This window comes from Syntrophobacterales bacterium, from assembly GCA_019429105.1.
GTDB lineage: Bacteria > Desulfobacterota > Syntrophia > Syntrophales > UBA5619 > DYTH01.
In genome coordinates this window covers 24,030-42,485 of sequence record JAHYJE010000021.1, presented here as the reverse complement: position 1 = coordinate 42,485, position 18,456 = coordinate 24,030, and the positions used below count along the sequence as shown (strand labels likewise).

Annotated in this window: 7 protein-coding genes; 2 read left to right on the top strand and 5 right to left on the bottom strand. The window is 58.7% G+C overall.

All coding sequences use genetic code 11. The features are described 5' to 3' along the window. Positions 1-356 precede the first annotated feature (356 nt). From K0B01_08775 to carB, 3 genes are all read right to left on the bottom strand, one after another. On the bottom strand, positions 357-9,002 hold the full coding sequence (locus K0B01_08775; protein ID MBW6486225.1) for a hypothetical protein: 8,646 nt from the start codon (positions 9,000-9,002) through the stop codon (positions 357-359). 228 nt (positions 9,003-9,230) lie between these two features. Then, the gene (locus K0B01_08770; GenBank protein MBW6486224.1) at positions 9,231-10,553 is read right to left on the bottom strand and encodes a DEAD/DEAH box helicase; all 1,323 of its coding nucleotides are present in this window, start codon (positions 10,551-10,553) and stop codon (positions 9,231-9,233) included. Positions 10,554-11,217: 664 nt separating this feature from the next. Beyond that, complete coding sequence (carB, locus tag K0B01_08765) at positions 11,218-14,421, bottom strand: carbamoyl-phosphate synthase large subunit (protein MBW6486223.1); 3,204 nt, start codon at positions 14,419-14,421, stop codon at positions 11,218-11,220. A 340-nt stretch (positions 14,422-14,761) separates the two neighbouring features. Between carB and K0B01_08760 the strand changes: the two genes are divergently transcribed. Continuing rightward, positions 14,762-16,417 carry a methylmalonyl-CoA mutase family protein gene (locus K0B01_08760; protein ID MBW6486222.1) on the top strand — a complete coding sequence of 552 codons (1,656 nt, stop codon included), beginning with the start codon at positions 14,762-14,764 and terminating at the stop codon, positions 16,415-16,417. A 116-nt stretch (positions 16,418-16,533) separates the two neighbouring features. Then, a complete protein-coding gene (locus tag K0B01_08755) occupies positions 16,534-16,932 on the top strand; it encodes a cobalamin B12-binding domain-containing protein (protein ID MBW6486221.1) in 399 nt (132 codons plus the stop codon). 34 nt (positions 16,933-16,966) lie between these two features. Here K0B01_08755 and K0B01_08750 read toward each other — a convergent pair whose 3' ends face one another. Beyond that, the gene (locus tag K0B01_08750; GenBank protein ID MBW6486220.1) at positions 16,967-17,707 is read right to left on the bottom strand and encodes a cytosolic protein; all 741 of its coding nucleotides are present in this window, start codon (positions 17,705-17,707) and stop codon (positions 16,967-16,969) included. 312 nt (positions 17,708-18,019) lie between these two features. Then, complete coding sequence (locus tag K0B01_08745; protein MBW6486219.1) at positions 18,020-18,406, bottom strand: DUF3783 domain-containing protein; 387 nt, start codon at positions 18,404-18,406, stop codon at positions 18,020-18,022. Positions 18,407-18,456: the final 50 nt, after the last annotated feature.

Here is an 18,456-nt window from a genome sequence, read left to right as displayed (position 1 = left end):
AATATCGTCTCCATTCTTTAGAACTACCTGGTCAACACCGCCAATGCGGCTGAACGTCCATCGATGCAGCGCCTCATTCATAGCATTACCGTCCCTTTCCCGGTTTGCAATCATTCTGATAACCCCCCGAAACCGCGTTTAGAGAATCTTTCCGAAATGGTAAATTCCCACATAGTAAACAAGCAGGTGATTGACTATAACAAGAAAAAATATTTTTCAAGTGCATGCTTTCCTTTTGTAAAGAACCCCCATGCCCGTGTCGGGCACAACGAAGCATGAAAACCCCCCCCTTACCCCCCTTTGGTAAAGGGGGGTAAGGGGGGGGTTTCATATAAATGGGCACTCTCCGTCACGCTCTATTTTTCAAATATTCGGACCTCGACCGAGTGTTCCCGGCGATCGTCCACAAGGGTAATTGACTGCCCGGTCCGCAAGTCGCCGTCAACCGTCACCCCCGCCCGACCAGCGACGGCAGGCGTGGACAGGACGGCGATGTGGTAAACGGTTTCCCGATAACGGTAATGCACCGTGAAGCCCTCCCAATCCACAGGAAGAAGCGGTGCGAAACTCAGTCTGTCCCCCTCGATGGTCAAGCCGAGGAGCGACTCCATAACGAGCCGGTAGAGCCAGCCAGCCGAACCCGTGTACCATGTCCAGCCGCCCCTGCCGGTGTGCGGCTGCACGGAATAAACGTCAGCCGCAACGACGTACGGCTCGACTTTGTAGGTTGCAATAGCCTCGGGAGATTTGGCATGGTTCACAGGATTGATCATCGTCAGCAGTTCCCAGGCGTGCGGGGCGTCGCCCAGGGCGGCAAAAGCCATAGCCGCCCAGATCGCCGCATGCGTGTACTGTCCGCCGTTTTCCCTGACACCGGGCACATACCCTTTTACGTAGCCGGGATTCAGCATTGACTTGTCGAAGGGCGGATCGATGAGCTGGATCAGACCGTATTCCCTGCGCACGAGCCGCCGCTCCACCGCTTCCATGGCCAGTCGGGAGCGGCCGGGCTCCCCTGCCCCGGACAGAACCGACCAGCTCTGTGAAATGGAAGAGATTTGGCATTCGGCGTTTTCGGCAGAACCCAGCGGCGTGCCGTCGTCAAAGTAGGCGCGGCGATACCACTTGCCATCCCAGCCATTTTTCTCTATATTCTGACGCAACTGCGCCGCTTCCAGTTCACAGCGGTCGGCAAAGGAGATGTCGCCGCGTGTGCGCGCCAACCCGGCGAACCACGTCAGAACATCATAGAGAAAGAACCCCAGCCAGACGCTTTCGCCTTTTCCCTCGGCGCCCACCAGGTTCATGCCGTCGTCCCAGTCTCCGGAGCCGATGAGCGGCAATCCATGTTCTCCGAACCGGAGCCCCCGCTGAATCGCCCGCACACAGTGTTCATAGAGCCCGGCCGTTTCCCCGGAACGGGAGGGCAGATCGTAATACGAATCTTCCTCCGCATTGACCGGACGCCCCAGGACGAAAGGAATGGACGCGTCGAGGACGCCGGTGTCTCCGGTAGCCGTGACGTAGCGGCACGTCGCCAGTGGCAGCCAGAGGTAATCATCCGAGCAGTGGGTCCGCACGCCCCGGCCTGAGGGGGGGTGCCACCAGTGCTGGACGTCCCCTTCGGAAAACTGACGGGACGCGCAGAGGAGCAGATGCTCGCGGGTAAGCCGCGGTTCGGTGTGGATGAGGGCCATCACATCCTGCAACTGGTCGCGGAAACCGAAGGCCCCTCCGGACTGGTAATAACCGCTGCGCGCCCAGAGGCGACACGCCAGGGTCTGATACAAAAGCCAGCCGTTGGCCAGCACGTTGAGGGAAGCATCGGGCGTTTCCACCTGGACGGCGCCGAGCGTATTTTTCCAGTACTGCCACACCGCTTCCAGCGCCTCCCGCGCCGCCGCCGCTCCCCGAAAACGATTCGCCAGGCGCCGAGCGGCGGCAACATCCTTCTCCGCACCGAGCGTGAAGACGATCTCCCGCTCCTCGCCGTCGGCAAGCCCAACATAAACCTGAATCGCGGCGCAGGGATCCAAAGAAGCCCCAACGCGGCCGGAAAGCCGCGACCGGCTCATCGCCGCCGGACTTGCATGCGTGCCGTTACGTCCCAAAAACTCCGTCCGGTCGCCGCTCACTGTCCGCTTCGCGCCGTCCGTGTTGAAAAAAGCGGTCCGGCCGGGAAATTCAGTATTGTATGGGTTCCGCGCGAAGAGCCCCCCGCTTGCGGGGTCAATTTCAGTCGCCACGTGCATGGCCGATTTCGGTCGCAAATCCCCCAGCACCCACTCTGCATAGCCCGTGACGGAGAGCTGCCGAAAACGGCCCGACTCGTTTTTGATCTTCAGCACTGTGAACTTGACGGGCGCGTCCGGGGCCACATAAACCCACACCTCGGAGCGGATGCTGCGCTCCGTGTGTTCGAAGACGCTGTAGCCGAATCCGTGCCGGGCGACGTACGGCGTCATCCCGCGGGCAGGCAGCGACATTGGGGACCAGAAGTCGCCGCGCTCTTCATCGCGGATGTAAAAGGCCTCCCCGCTCGTGTCGCTTACGGGGTCGTTGTGCCAGGGGGTCAGACGAAACTCGTGGGCATTTTCGGCCCAGGTGTAGGCGGAGCCGCTTTCGGACAGAACCGTGCCGAAATTTGGATTCGCCAGGACATTCACCCACGGCGCCGGGGTAGTCTGGCCCGGCGCGGTAGAAATGACGTACTCACGCCCATCGGGGGTGAATCCGCCGAGTCCATTGAAAAAAATCAGGTCGGGGCGGGGAAGCGCGGCCAGAACCGGGCCGGCGGCGCGGTGAGTCCGGGACAGCGTCAGGCGCGGCACGGCCATCTCGACAGTCTTTTGACGGCTGAGCTGGTCGGCAAGAGATCCTCGGGAGTCGCTGATGATGGCGCGGGCGACTGTCTGGATCAGGATACGGTCCTCGTTCGCGATCTGGTCTGCGGGTCTCACGAAGATACTGCCGCGTTTGTCCGTCACGTTGGTTTCGACGCCGGCGGCAATCAGCCCCATGATCTGGTCGTGGAGCAGTTGCCGGTAACCCGCATGATCTTCGTTCCAGATTACCAGATCCACCGCCAGTCCCTTGAGCAACCAGTACGCGTGGGCCTGCACAAGCTGGCGTACCAGCTCGATATTTGCCGGATCTTCGATCGAAAGCAGGACGATCGGCAGATCGCCGGAGATGGAGTATCCCCACAGCCCCGATTGACCGCGGCGGTTCTTCAGGATAATGCCCGCATCGGCCCGCATCGAGGCATTGGCATAGATCACCGAACCGGCGAGATGCCCGTAAAGCTGGGCGTCGGCCTCGGTGGCGTTGATCTGCCGCAGAAGCACATGACTGTACGTCCACGCCAGATCGAAGACCCGGTCCGCCAGACGCCGATCCTGGTATTTTTCCACCAGGCCCAGGGCGGCGGCGCGCGTCTCCCCCACCCCGGTGACAATGCTGAGAGTGGCCTTTTCGTCCGGCTCCAGCATGATTAGACAACGGATCGAGACGATCGGATCCAGTACGGAACCCTCCCTGCCCGTCAGGTCCGATAAATCCGTCATCGCCCGGGGGTTGGCAACGGTATTGCCGCGGCCGATAAACTGCAGGCGATCGGTTTCATAGGATATTTCCCCGAGATCCGCACACTGAACGGCCATCAGATGAAACATACAAGGGATTGGCTCCCCCTGGGACCGGGGGCGCCGGGTGCAGAAAATCGCCCGCTCCCGGTGGAGAATCTCTGTCTGGACAAAGAGATTGCTGAACGCCGGATGTAATGCATCGGCAGCCGGCGAGGCGAGCACGACCTCCGCGTAACTCGTGACGTCAATGGTTCTTTTCCTTTCAGATGCGTTGGTGATGGTGATGCGGCGCAGCTCGATATCGTCTTCGGGGGAAACGGCGATCTCCGTATGGGTATCGATGCCGTGGTCGAGGCGACGGAACTCCGCCCGCCCCTCTGAAAAGATCGCCTCGTAACGGTCCGCTCGTTGGGGAGTCGGCTGAGAGGAAGCGGCCCAGAACTCACCGCTCTGGACATCACGGATGTAATAGAAGCTCCCCCAGGAGTCGCAGGTGCTGTCTTCGCGCCAGCGCGTGACGGCGAGATCCTTCCAGCGGCTGTAGCCGCCGCCCGCGCTCGTCACCATCACATGGTAGCGGCCGTTCGACAGCAACTGCACCTCCGGAACCGGTGAATCGGGACTGCTGAAAACACGAATCGGCGGCGCCTGAGGGCTTAAGTCCCGATGGTTGTCGGAGGAATCGGCAATGTGCGCATAAAAAGCTGTTGACTGGGGAATTCGTTCCTGGAGCAGCAGCAGGGTCGCCTGAAACCGGGGTTCCGACTCAAATCGTTTCTGCATTGGCCGGTCGAGGAGCAAAAATGCCAGAGACAGGAGGCTCATGCCCTGGTGATGGGTCATGAAGGAGCGGACCACGGCGCTTCCCTGCCCGCGCGGCAGACGCGAAGGCGTGTAGTCGATCGCCTCATAGAAGCCGTAGCGCCCGCCAAACCCCTCCGCCGCGAGGCGTTCGAGATTCCGGCACGCCTCTTCCGGGGCAACCATCAACGCCATCGCCGAGGCATAGGGCGCAATGACCAGATCTTCGGCAAGCCCGCGTTTGAGGCCGAGGCCCGGCACGCCAAAGGCCCGGTACTGGTAGTTCTGGTGCACATCGATTGCGTTGTAACCCGATTCGGAACTGCCCCAGGGCATCCCGCGCTGCCGCCCATATTCGATCTGCCTGGCCACCGCCGCCTTCATGGTCTGATCGAGCAGGGTGTTTTCGTAAGTCGGCATCACCAGAAGCGGCATCAGGTATTCGAACATCGAGCCGCTCCACGAAAGGAGGATCTGCTCCCCGCCGGCAGTGGTGAGCAGACGTCCCAGGGCGAACCAGCTCTCCTGAGGCAGAAGCCCCTGGGCAATCGCCACGAAGGTGCTGAACCGTGCCTCAGAAGCCAGCAGGTCATAAAAGCTCTGATCCTGCTTGTGTTCCGTGACGTTGTACCCGATGGACAGCAGCTTGCGGGCCTTATTGAACAGGAATCCGTATTCGCTCCGGGCGAGCCCGCCGCATTGCCGTGCCAGTTGTTCGATTGTCTCTATCCGTTCTGCGGCGCGCTGACTTGCCGCGCCTCCCCCCAGTTTGGCTAATTGGCGCAGCGTCGGAATCCCATCCCACTCCCCGGAATCAGCGGGAGGGACAGGCCCGGCCGCCCCCGGCGCCAAAAGGGAAAGCTCAGCGAGCGCCGCTTGGCATTGTCCGGCAAGGGCCCGCGTCCATACCCGCAGGGAGCTCTCGGGATCGGTGTCGAGACCTTCGCCTGCGGCGATCAATTCCGCGGCGGAAGCTGCAAGCTGTTCCAGGCAAAGAATCACTGCGGCTAGCGTTGCCGGCGGGGAGGCGAGCGCGGCCTCCAGAAGCTGCGTAAACTTTGCGAGTCGGACCGGGGGAATCATTCCCGGGGTGACGGCTGCCTCGTCCGCAAGGACCTTCAGTGTGTCGCCAAGCCCCTCCCATAGTCGCGGCCCCGTGATTTTTTGATCGGGAAGCGCCAGCAGCCCCGGCCGCAGCGTCAGCAAGTGACCCGCCAGGTTGCCGCTGTCCACTGAAGAGATGTAGAGGGGCGTCAGCGGTTTCAGGGAGCGGGTATCGTACCAGTTATAGAAATGTCCCTGATAACGTTCCAGGGCTTCCATGGTTTGAAAGGCATTCTGCGTGCGCTCGATGAGTTGTCCCGCCAAGAGGTAGCCGAAGTCATAGGCAGACAGGTTGGCAAGGAGCGCCAGGCCAATGTTGGTCGGCGACGTGCGGTGAGCGACCACGGGGGAGGGTTTCTCCTGAAAGTTGTCCGGCGGCAGCCAATGATCTTCCGGCCCAACGAAGGTCTCGAAGAATGCCCATGTTTTCCGCGACAGCACTCTGATAAAGAGGGTTTGCTCCTTCGTCAGACTCGCTTCGCGGCGCACCAGCGGCCTGCTTATCCACCAGGCAAGCGCGGGGGATAGAAACCAGAAAAGCAGGATGGGCACGGCCACGCCCAAGGAATTCGGCCGAAACATAGTAAGGGCGATAAGAGTGGCAGCGGCCAGCGCCGGGGCGAAAAACATGGTCCGAAAGGCGCCGACCAGATCGCCGCGGTTGCGCTCCGGCCCCCCCGACGGATTCCATTCGAGAAACCGCCGGTGCGAGATCAGCATCCGCCAGGCCGTGCGCAGGATTGCCTCCATGCTGAAAAAAGCCTCGTACGGCAGACAGGCGAATGTAAAGGCGGCCTGGGCGAAGCGCCTGCCGGCGGAACGCAGGACGACGCTCAGATGCTGGCTGAAAAGGACCTCCGCCGGTTTCTGAAGCCCATCAAGGAGGGAAGTCAGCACCGCGGGAATCAGGATAATCCCGAGCACCACGCAGGTCCAGTACCAGGCCGGCGACAGGGAAGTCCAGGCCAAAAGCAATAAACAGGTCAGGGCCGCCGGCGTCAGAGAGCGCCGCAGATTATCGAGGATCTTCCAGCGGGACAAATTGGAGAGCGGATTTTTTTGCGGTTGCCCGGTGGGGCCGGGAACGCCTGGCAACAGCCATCTCAAAAGCTGCCAGTCCCCGCGGATCCACCGATAACGGCGGCTCACATCCGCGCTGTAGCGGGAGGGATGCTCCTCATAGAGCTGCACATCGCTCAAGAGACCCGCCCGGGCGTAACACCCTTCGATAAGATCGTGGCTGAGAATCCGGTTCTCGGGAAAACGCTCCTTGAGCGCCGCTTCGAAGGCATCCACATCATAGATGCCCTTGCCGATGAATGATCCCTCGCCGAACAGGTCCTGGTAAACATCGGATACGACCCGCGTATAGGGATCAATGCCGGGATCGCTCCCGCACATAACCGCGTACCGCGACCGGTTCAGGCCGGTCAGGCTTACCGCCACCCGGGGCTGGAGGATTCCATATCCCTCGCTGATGCGCCCCAGGGCATCGTCGTAGCGGGCCCGGTTGAGCGGATGCGCCATGGCCCCCGCAAACTGACGGGCGGCATCGCGCGGCAACTGGGTATCGGTGTCTAAGGTGATCACGTATTTCACATTTGTCAAAGCGGCCGTATCACCGACAACAAGCGAAAAGCGGGCCCCGGAACCATCCGCGGGGTCGCCCCGCAGCAGGGCATTCAAATCAGCAAGTTTCCCCCGCTTACGTTCGTAACCCATCCAGATCCGGTCCTGCGGATTCCAGCGGCGCGGACGATGGAAAAGGAAGAAGCTGTCGCCATTCAGGTTCCTGTACTTTTTATTGAGGCCTTCGATCCCCGTTTGGACCAGCCGCAGCAGACCTTCATCCTCCGGCAAAGTTTCAGCGGGGGCATCGCGAAAATCGGTCAGCAGCGCGAAATGCAGGTTATCGTCCCGATTGGCAAGGAAACGGACCTCCATGGCCTCAATCAGTTCCGCAATGTTCCGGGCGCTGGCAAGCATCGTCGGAACCACGGCCAGGGTGCGAAATTGCGCCGGGATTCCCTCGGAGAAGTCCAGGCGCGGCAACGGCTGCGGCATAACCAGCAGCGTCGCCAACCAGTTCACCAGGGCGATTGCCAGATGACTGGTGCCCAAAAGCAGCAGCACGCCCGTGAGCAACAGCGGCCACTCACGCAATCCTCCGGTATATGGGTTATTCAGCAATATCCATAAAAAGGACAGTGTCAAAAGGAGGATCGCGCCGCCATAGAGCAGGAAAGGACGTCGCCGGCTCCATTTCCGGAGCGCTTCGGAGGGCGGCCAGCGCACCTCGGCCAGACTGTCCAGCTCGGCAGCTCCCTGATCGATCAGGTAGAAGCCGACATGCGCCGTGCGGTTAGCGACGCCTTTTTCGGCTTCTCCCTTCCGGGCGAGCCCGATCGCCAGACGCGCGATTTCTCCCTCGGATAATCGGCTGAACTTCGCGATCTTCTCTATAACATGGCGGTACCGGTCCCGGGTCGAAAAATCCATCAAGCCATAAAGAGCGGCGGGATCTTCCTGCAGAATCTGATTGACTGCGCTCATCATCTCGACGAACTCCCGCCAGTCCATCGCACCAAGGAAACGGAGGCTGCCGATGCTGTTGCTCATGGAGATCTGGTCGGCGGCCTGCTGCTGGGTCTCCGCATCCACGAGTTGTTTGATGGCCTGACCGTCCTCGGAGAGGCGCTGCTCGATCCAGGTCAGGGGCAGCGCCAGAGCGGGGCCCTGCCCCTGCAGGCGGCGGGTCATTTCTGCGACAAACGAACTGACTAAGGGCGGATTCGATCTGGCCATGTCCGCAATCACCAGAATCAGGTTCTTCGGATCCTTGGCGGCGCTCTCGGTCATCCGATCCGCCCAGTAATCGGCCAGATTACGGTCTATTCTGTCCGTCGCGATCCGGGCGGCAATGCGACGGAGATTCTCGATCAGCGCCAGGCGCAACATGATGGGGATGGCCCACAACTCGCCCAACTTGAGGACAGTTATGCCCTGATAGGCGGCAACAAACCGGCGAAGACTCTCCGGATCGGCCCGCCCATCGCCGTGGGAAATAGTCGAAAGCGCAATGTCATAAACACGCGGAAGGTCGGCCGAGGGGCCATTCAGCAAACGGGGCAGCTCCCGGCTATAACCCTTTGGCAGATGCCGCCTGGCAATGCGAATCTGCTCTTCGATCAGGTAGAAGTTATCGAGCAGCCATTCTCCGGCAGGCGTAATCCGGCGGTTGTCCTTAGCCGCTTCGGTCAACAGGTTGCGGACGCCCAGCAGAATGACCTCGTTTTCCGCCAGCCGCGCCAAAAGCAGCTCCGGGGTATGAACAGGATTCAATTGGTGTAAACTCGCCAGTTTCTTGCCGTGCTGCTCCATCTGGTCGGCGCTGAACAACTCTGCGCGCAGCGGCGGCTCATCCACGTCATGTGTTTTCCCAAGGTCCCTGCGCAGGTGCGACTTCAGACGGAGCAAAAGCTCCCCTATCTTGTAATTGCTCACGTTCACGCCCGATATCTCCAAAATAAAAACCCCGTTTCTGCCATTGCGAGAAACGGGGTCTAAATTGTATCCGCCCATTTCCCCAAAAGGTTAGGGGTTAAATGATCAGGCTTAACTCATATATGTATGGGGTGGCCCTTGCGGGTTAATTATCGCACAATCTTCAATAAATTACACCCTTTTATTCCGGGAAAGAGGCGCACTCACCGCTTTTGACGCTTTTTCGCGTTGCCGTTACCAGGCGCGTCGCACCGCCGCAGACGAGGGCAGCGCTTTGCGACGCTGGGGGGCAGTTTGACTGCGGGAAGTCCGAGCGCCCGCTGGATCGCCGCCCCGCCTCTGGGCCGCATAAGCCGGCCTGGTTCGGGAAGCGGCCTGTCCCTGGGCAGGGCGTGCCGCACCCATATTCAAACGTCTTACCTGCGGCCTGGGCTGCTGGGGGCGCGTGGAAATAAAGGCGCTTTCCTGCACCTGACTGCCGTAGTCAAAATCGGGAAGGCGGCGGCGTTCAATCCGGGCGCCCAGAACCTGTTCGATCTGCCGGATAATAATCTCGTCCGCGGGGGAGGAAAAGGTGAAGGCCTCGCCGGTCTGCAGGGCCCGCCCCGTCCGGCCTATCCGGTGGGTGTAGGCGTCCACCGTATCGGGCATGTCAAAGTTGATTACATGCGAGATCTCCGAAACGTCAATGCCGCGCGCGGCGATGTCGGTGGCAACGAGGATGTCGTACTTGCTCCCCTTGAACCCGTTGATCGCATCCTGACGGCGATTCTGAGTCATATTTCCCTGGAGGGCCGAAACGCGGTAATTGCTCTTTTCCAGACTGCTGGCCAGGTTGCGGGCACGGTGTTTGGTGCGGGTAAAGATCAGAACGCGCCCGGTCGGCGTCTGCTGCAGCATCGCTAAAAGCAGATCCGTTTTGCGTCCGTCCGGCGCCGGATAGAGGGCATGGGTGACGGTTTTGGCCGGGGCGATCATGCCGATCTGCACGCTGATCGGATTGCTCAAAATCCCATCCGCCAGGGAGCGGATGTCATCGGGCATGGTCGCGGAAAAAAAGAGCGTCTGGCGCTTTGCCGGCAGGGAGCGGATTATGCGCTTGATATCGGGTAAAAAACCCATGTCGCACATGCGATCCGCCTCGTCTAAAACCAACACTTCGACATGGCTCAAATCAATGTTGCCTTCGCCGAGATGGTCGAGGAGCCTTCCCGGGCAGGCGATGACGATCTCCACGCCGCGGCGCAGGGTAATAAGCTGCGGCCCCTTGCTCACCCCACCATAAATAGTGGCGCTCTTGACGCTGGTATTGCGCCCCAGGGAAACCGTCGCCTGATGGATCTGCTCGGCCAGCTCCCGGGTCGGCGCGACGATAAGGGCACGGATATGACGCTTCGTCCCCGGGGCTTTGTCCCTTTCATGAGTGGGACGGGCCCTTTCGACCAAGCACTGTTCTGCAATCAGGCGCTGGAGGATTGGCAGCACGAAGGCGGCGGTTTTGCCGGTACCGGTCTGCGCCAGTCCCAGAACGTCCCTGCCGGCCAGAACGGGGGGCATCGCCTGCTCCTGGATCGGGGTAGGCGACGTGTAGCCTTCCGCACGGATTGCGGACAATAGATGCGGATCTAAAGAAAACTGTTCAAAATTCACTGATAATACTCCTTGACTCCTTCTTGCCAAGTCGCACTCTCAGCGTGATGAAGCTCTGCAAATAACTTTGCGGTGATGCCCGCGAAAACGGAGTTTAATGACTCCCAAATTTCCCTCGCGGGGGTGAACGGCGGCAGTTGCCTGCCGTATGACGGTTGGAAAGGAGACGTCCTGTTCCGTGGCGTTTGATGGGCAAAAGCCCCTGACGCCGGAGATCAGTGCGCGTGTTTCGCCTGGCGGAAACGACATCCCCTGACAACCGCTATAACAATCATTTCAAATAACGAGCAACCGGCATTCTTAAACAAAAAAGGGTCAAGCTCCCGCTTAACCCCTCATAAATGGTCTGCTGAAGTCGGCAAGAACAGAAAGTGCGGCGGCACATCCATGCTGCCTCTTACCCACTCTTTCCGCCGATACTGCAACCCTGCACGCCCGGCTTTCGCTTACTTTCCGGTGCCTCCTAACACGTAATGGCGCATTCTGTCAACAGATTTTTGCTGAGCCTGCTTCCGGAAGAATAATCGGCAGCGTCCTCGACCGTGACGCAGGCCGTCGTAACAACAGCAGCTCAGCGGATATCGCGATGGTAATCCTGCAGGGACTTCGCCCGGCCGTGTCCCTGACGGAAGGCGGCGATCCCTTTTGCGGCGGCGACTGCGGCCGCAATCGTTGTAATATATGGAACCTTATACTTGATTGCCGCCTTGCGGATGTAGGAGTCGTCCGTCTGGCTCAGTCTTCCCGCCGGGGTATTGATCACCAGATTGATCTCCCCGTTTTTGATCGCATCGACGATATTCGGACGGCCCTCGTGCGCTTTCAGGATTGACTGCGCCGTCACGTTGTTGGCAGCGAGAAATTCCTGCGTCCCTCTGGTCGCCAAAATCGCAAAACCCATCTGCCCAAAGGCCCGGGCAACCTCCAGAGCGCCGCCCTTGTCTTGATCATTTACCGTAATGAGAACCGTTCCTTCCCGGGGAAGAACCTGCTGGGCGGCCTCCTCAGCCTTGTAAAAGGCCAGGCCGAAGGAAGCCGCGAGCCCAAGCACCTCGCCGGTGGAACGCATCTCCGGACCAAGCACCGGATCGACCTCCTGGAACATGTTAAACGGGAAAACAGACTCCTTCACCCCAAAGTGGGTAAAGGAGCCCTGCTTGATCTGCAAATCCCCCAATTTTCTTCCCAGCATGACCTGTGTGGCGACTCTGGCCATCGAGATATTGCAAACCTTCGAAACAAGAGGAACTGTGCGCGAGGCCCGGGGGTTCGCCTCGAGGATATAGACCATCTCCCCGGCAATGGCGTACTGGATGTTCATCAGCCCGACCACCCCCAGCTCGATCGCAATGCGTTTGGTGTAGTCCCTGATCGTCTCCTGATGACGCGCGGAAATGCTGATCGGCGGGATCACGCAGGCGGAATCGCCCGAATGGATGCCGGCAAGCTCTATATGCTCCATGATCGCCGGGACAAAGGCGTCCGTCCCGTCACAGATCGCGTCCGCCTCGCACTCGATCGCATTTTCGAGAAATTTGTCGATCAGGATCGGCCGCTCCGGGGTCACCCCGACCGCCGCTTCGACATAGCGCTTGAGCATCTCCTCGTCATGCACAACCTCCATCCCGCGACCGCCGAGGACATACGACGGTCTCACCATCAGCGGATAGCCGACCCTTTCGGCAATGCCTATCGCTTCGGTGAAATTGCTCGCCATGCCCGACGCCGGCATGGGAATGCCGAGCTTCTCCATCATTTTTTTGAAGAGATCGCGGTCTTCGGCCAAGTCGATCGTATCGGGCGAGGTGCCGATGACGCGAACCCCCGCCTGGGAGAGCTGCCTGGCCAGATTCAGCGGCGTCTGACCGCCGAACTGGACGATAACCCCCTCCGGCTTTTCCTTTTCGTAGATCGCCAGCACATCCTCGACCGTCAGCGGCTCGAAATAGAGCTTGTCCGAGGTGTCGTAATCGGTCGAAACAGTTTCCGGGTTGCAGTTGACCATGATCGATTCATAGCCCTCGTCCCTGAGCGTGAAGGCCGCATGGACGCAGCAATAGTCAAACTCTATCCCCTGCCCGATCCGGTTGGGACCGCCGCCGAGCACCATGATTTTCTTCCTGTTTTCACTGGCCCGGGTCTTGTCGGGGGCGTTGTAGGTCGAATAGTAGTAGGCGGCATTTTCCACCCCGCTTACCGGCACGGCATCCCAGCATTCGACTGCGCCCAGCGCGGTTCTTTGTTGCCGGATTTCTTCTTCGCCCCTTCCCAAAATCTGGGCGAGGTAGCGATCGGAAAATCCTTCCTGCTTGGCCCTTTTGAGAAGCTCGTCCGGCATTGCCTTCCCTTTATAAGCGAGAATCTCCTCCTCCGTCTCGACCAGTTCCTTCATCTGCTGTAAAAACCACTCCTTGATGTGGGTCCTTCTACTCAACTCCTCGAGCGCGGCCCCCTTGCGGATGGCCTCGTAGAGAATGAACTGCCGTTCGCTGGAGGGCTCCGAAAGCATTTCCAGCAGATCGTCCAGAGATCTTTTGTGGAAATCCTTCACAAACCCGAGGCCAGCCCGCCCCTTTTCGAGGGAGCGAATCGCCTTCTGGAAGGCCTCTTTGTAGTTTTTACCGATGCTCATCACCTCGCCAACGGCGCGCATCTGCGTTCCGAGCCGGTCGATCGCGCCGGGGAATTTCTCGAAATCCCAGCGGGAAAACTTGACGACGACATAATCGCCCCAGGGGGTATATTTGTCGAGCGTTCCCTCCCGCCAGTAGGGAATTTCATCGAGCGTCAGCCCGCCGGCCAGCAGAGAAGAGATAAGCGCGATCGGGAAGCCGGTAGCTTTCGAGGCCAGGGCGGAGGAGCGGGAGGTGCGGGGGTTGATCTCAATGACAACGACCCGGTCCGTTTGCGGATCATGGGCAAACTGGACATTCGTCCCGCCGATCACCTCGATCGCATCGACGATGTCGTAAGAATATTTTTGAAGCCGGGCCTGGAGCTCGGGGCTTATCGTCAGCATCGGCGCGGTGCAGTAGGAATCTCCCGTATGCACCCCCATCGCGTCAACATTTTCGATGAAGCAGACGGTGATTTTCTGATTTTTTGAGTCCCGCACCACCTCAAGTTCCAGTTCCTCCCAACCGAGGACGGACTCTTCCACAAGGATCTGGCCGACAAGACTTGCAGAGATGCCCCGGCTCGCAATAAGGCGGAGCTCTTCCACATTATAGACAAGGCCGCCGCCGGTGCCGCCCATCGTATAGGCGGGGCGTATTACAACCGGGTAGCCGAGGGCGAGGGCAATCTTTTCCGCCTCCTCGACATTGTACGCCGGCTCGCTTTTCGGCATGTCTATCCCGAGACGGTTCATTGTCTCTTTAAAGGCGATCCGGTCCTCGCCGCGTTCGATCGCTTCCACCTGCACGCCGATCACCTGGACGCCGTATTTTTCCAGCACCCCGGCCTTATAGAGCTCAGAAGTCAAATTGAGGCCGGTTTGCCCGCCCAGATTGGGAAGCACCGCATCGGGGCGTTCATTTTCAATAATTTCCGTAAGCGACTGCAGGTTGAGCGGCTCGATGTAGGTGACGTCGGCCATGCCGGGATCGGTCATGATGGTCGCCGGATTGGAATTGACCAGCACAATCTTGTACCCCAGCTTGCGCAGCGCCTTGCAGGCCTGGGTTCCCGAGTAATCGAATTCACAGGCCTGACCGATGACAATCGGACCTGACCCAATGATCAAAACTTTATTGATGTCGCTTCTTTTCGGCATGGTCACTCTCCTTGGATGGCGGCTTATTTTTCGTTCATATTTTACGTGGGGTTATAGGTAAAGGCCGCCTGCGTGTCAATCAATTTCTCCGGAAAAAATCAGGCTGCACGCCGGATGCCCCGAACGCGATAAAGCGTCCCTCCAATTAATTCAAGGCGTGGCGTAATGAATGTTTCACCACTATTTTCCGATTGTAATTATCCTGAAATGTGTTAAGAAGCCGAAGCCTTCCGGCATCGTTTGCTTTTCGCCACCGCTGCTGATCCGAGAATTTTTCTCATTGCCAACGATGCCTTGCTAATAATGAACCTGGCTAATAATACAAACAAAGGAGTAATCTATGCCGAATCTTACCCCCGAGGAACTGGAACGCTGGCAGAAAACGACCCTGCAAAAGGCCGTCTCCAAATCGCCCGAACGGCGCCCGTCGTTTGCCACCACATCCCATATCGAACTGAAAAATATCTTCACCCCGCTGGATACCGGCGACGCTGATTACCTGCCGGATATTGGCTTTCCGGGGGAGTTTCCTTTTACCCGCGGGGTGCAGCCGACTATGTACCGAGGGCGTTTCTGGACGATGAGGCAGTACGCAGGTTTTGCCACCGCCGAAGAGACCAACCAGCGTTACAAATACCTGCTCGCCCAGGGACAGACGGGGCTGAGCGTCGCCTTCGATTTGCCGACGCAGATCGGTTACGATTCCGATCATCCCCTTGCCGATGGCGAGGTCGGCAAGGTCGGGGTGGCGATCGACACGCTGAAGGACATGGAAATACTCTTCGACGGCATCCCGATGGACAAGGTTTCCACCTCGATGACCATCAACTCCACAGCCGCGATCCTGCTTGCCATGTATATCGCGGTTGCCGAAAAACAGGGAGTGAAAAGCGAACTGCTCCAGGGGACCATTCAAAACGACGTTCTGAAGGAATATTCGGCGCGGGGCACCTACATCTTTCCTCCCCAGGAATCGATGCGGGTCGTGACCGACATCTTTGCCTTCTGCAAGAGCAATATCCCCAAATGGAACTCGATCAGCGTCAGCGGCTACCACATGCGGGAGGCGGGATGCACCGCCGTTCAGGAGGTGGCCTTCACGCTCGCCGACGGCATCGCCTATCTGGAGGCGGCCATGAAGGTGGGGCTCGATGTCGATTCGATCGCCTCCCGGATCGCCTTTTTCTTCTGCTGTCACAACAATTTCCTCGAAGAGGTGGCGAAGTTCCGGGCCGCCCGCCGCCTCTGGGCAAAGATCATGAAGGAGCGCTTCCACGCGCAAAAGGACTCCTCCTGCATGCTGCGGTTTCACACCCAGACGGCAGGCTGCACGCTCACCGCGCAACAGTTTGAAAACAACGTCGTCCGCGTCGCCCTGCAGGCGATGGCCGCGGTTCTCGGCGGCACCCAGTCGCTGCATACCAATTCCCGCGACGAGGCGTACGCGCTGCCGACCGAGGGCTCCGTCAAAATCGCCTTGAGAACCCAGCAGATCATCGCCCATGAAAGCGGCGTTGCCGACATGACCGACCCCTTGGGCGGCTCGTACGCCGTTGAGGCTCTCACCAATGAAATCGAACGAAAATCATTGGAATATATAAGGAAAATCGACGAGATGGGCGGGGCGATCAAGGCGATCGCCGCCGGCTACATTCAGAAGGAAATCGCGGATGCCGCCTATCAGTACCAGAAGGATATTGAAGCCAAAAACCAGATCATCGTCGGCATCAACCAGTATCAGACCGAAGAGGTTCCCCTGCGGGACGTCCTGCGCATCAAACCGGAAGTGGAGGAATACCAGAAGCAGAAACTGGCCCGGGTAAAGGCGGAGCGCGACAACGCAAAAGTTGCAGAAACCCTGGCCGCCCTGAAAAAAGCCGCGCAGGGCGAGGATAATGTAATCCCGCTGATTCTGAATGCCGTCAAGGCCTATGCCACCCTCGGCGAAATCTCGGACACGCTCCGGGAGGTCTTCGGGGAATATACTCAGCAGTAACATCTTCTGAGAATGCGGGAGAAGCTTAATGTTCATAAAACTGACGGGACGCGCTCAATTCGCATCCGGGAAGTTAAGCACCCATCATAAAACTGTTTTTGGAAAGGGGAAAATATATGGCACGGACGATCAGAGTGCTCATCGCCAAGCCCGGACTGGACGGCCATGACCGGGGCGCCAAGGTCATTGCCCGGGCGCTTAGGGATGCGGGAATGGAGGTAATTTACACCGGCATCCGGCAGACGCCGGAACAGATCGTGAGCGCGGCAATTCAGGAAGGGGTTGATCTTATAGGACTTTCCATCCTATCCGGCGCGCACAACCGGCTTTTCCCGAAGGTGGTCAACCTCCTCCGGGAAAAGGGGGCGGGCGACATCCTCGTTTTCGGCGGCGGAATCATCCCCGTTGATGATATCCCCGGGCTGAAAGCGGCGGGAATAAAAGAAATTTTTCTCCCCGGCGCCTCGACGGAGGATATCATTCAGTACATAAGGGAGATCTTACCGGCGGCATGACAGCGTTGGATTTTGCCGAAACCAGCATTATTGACTACAGAGTTGCTATGGGTTGGTCAAGCGTGAAGCGCCACGCACAGAACCACTCCGGGGGATGGGCGTCCGGCGGACAGGCGACGCAGGTCGTTTCAATTCGCGGGTCGATCTGCGCAGCGAAGGTGCTGTATTCAACGCTGCCACCCGATTTGCACGGATAATCGGCAAGCCCCCGCCTTTTGCGCGCCGTCTGGACGCGGCAGTCGTTCATCTGGAAAAGCAGACTGTTTGGCCCCTCTTCGATGGTCGTCTGCACGTTTATCCCGGCGTACAGGCGAAAGCCCAGGGCCCGCTTCAGGCCGGGAAGCCCCGGATTTTCCGGCAGATTCAGAAAACGCTTGATCGACCAGGCCTCAAACGGGGAAAAACGGGCCCAGCAGGAATCGTTGCAGCGTTTGGCGTCAAAGAGGCTGTCACGGTTCTCGACCTCCTGGAACCAGATGCCGTCGTTGGCGAGCCAGTTTTTCCCCAGATCGCCGATTACCTCCAGGAGTTTCTCCTTCGGCATCGCTGCCAGCGCCTTCGGCACGCCGTTTTCCAGCTCGAAGCCGAAGGCCTCGGAGAGACGCTTCATCTGCAGCGCGCTGCTTTTGTCCCAAACCGCTCCCATAATATCGAGAGCCTTGGCCATCCCCATCTGATGCTCCACTTCCTTAAACCAGAGGGTGTGGTGAACCATCGTCCGGTGAAAAAAATCGACAACGAGTCCGACCAATTCCTCCTGCTTAAGCTCGTCCATCTTTTCGGCTGCACCGGTCACTTCTTTTCCCCCTATAAATTTTTTTAACTGAGCCAATTGAGGCAATTGCAAAACTCCCCATTCTTGTCATTCCCGCAACGATTCTGAGCGGGAAAACGAAGTTTAATGTTCATAATCTGGTTCTAACTGCTTGAAAAAACCATATTCCCGATAGAGACATTCGGGAATGACAAATGGTTTTGCAATTGGCTCAATTGCAAAACATTTTGTCATGCCCGAAAGCGGAGCTTAATGTACACAATGCTTTTGTCGGGCATCCATGATTTTCAACGCCCCGGATGTCGGCTTCCGTCATGACTGCACGTCAGGCTTTTTTTCGGCCCAGTAGCGACGTTCCGCTTCGAGGTGTTCAAGCAGGCGATCCAGCGGCCAGTTCCGGTTTTCTTCTGTCAGCATGCAGAAGATGGGGCGCTGGGGCGCCCCTTCGCCCGACGGAAAGCTGCCCAGAACCGTCCTGACCTGCTCCTCGGTAAAGCCGAGGAGCAGCAGGATTTTCGTCTCTTCGTCAGCAAAGGAATCGTTGGCCCTGTTTTCCAGGATATCAATGACCTTCTCCCCGTTTTTTCCGGAGGCGCTCATCAGGAAAACGTGACAGCCTACCGCATCGTCAAGAAAAACGCTGAGGCGCGACGCGTCTTCACCGTTGTAACCGTAGATCAACACCCCCAGTTCTTCCATAACCTTCCCTTTGCTGCCCCTTTACAGAACAATTCCCCTTCTGCCCTGAT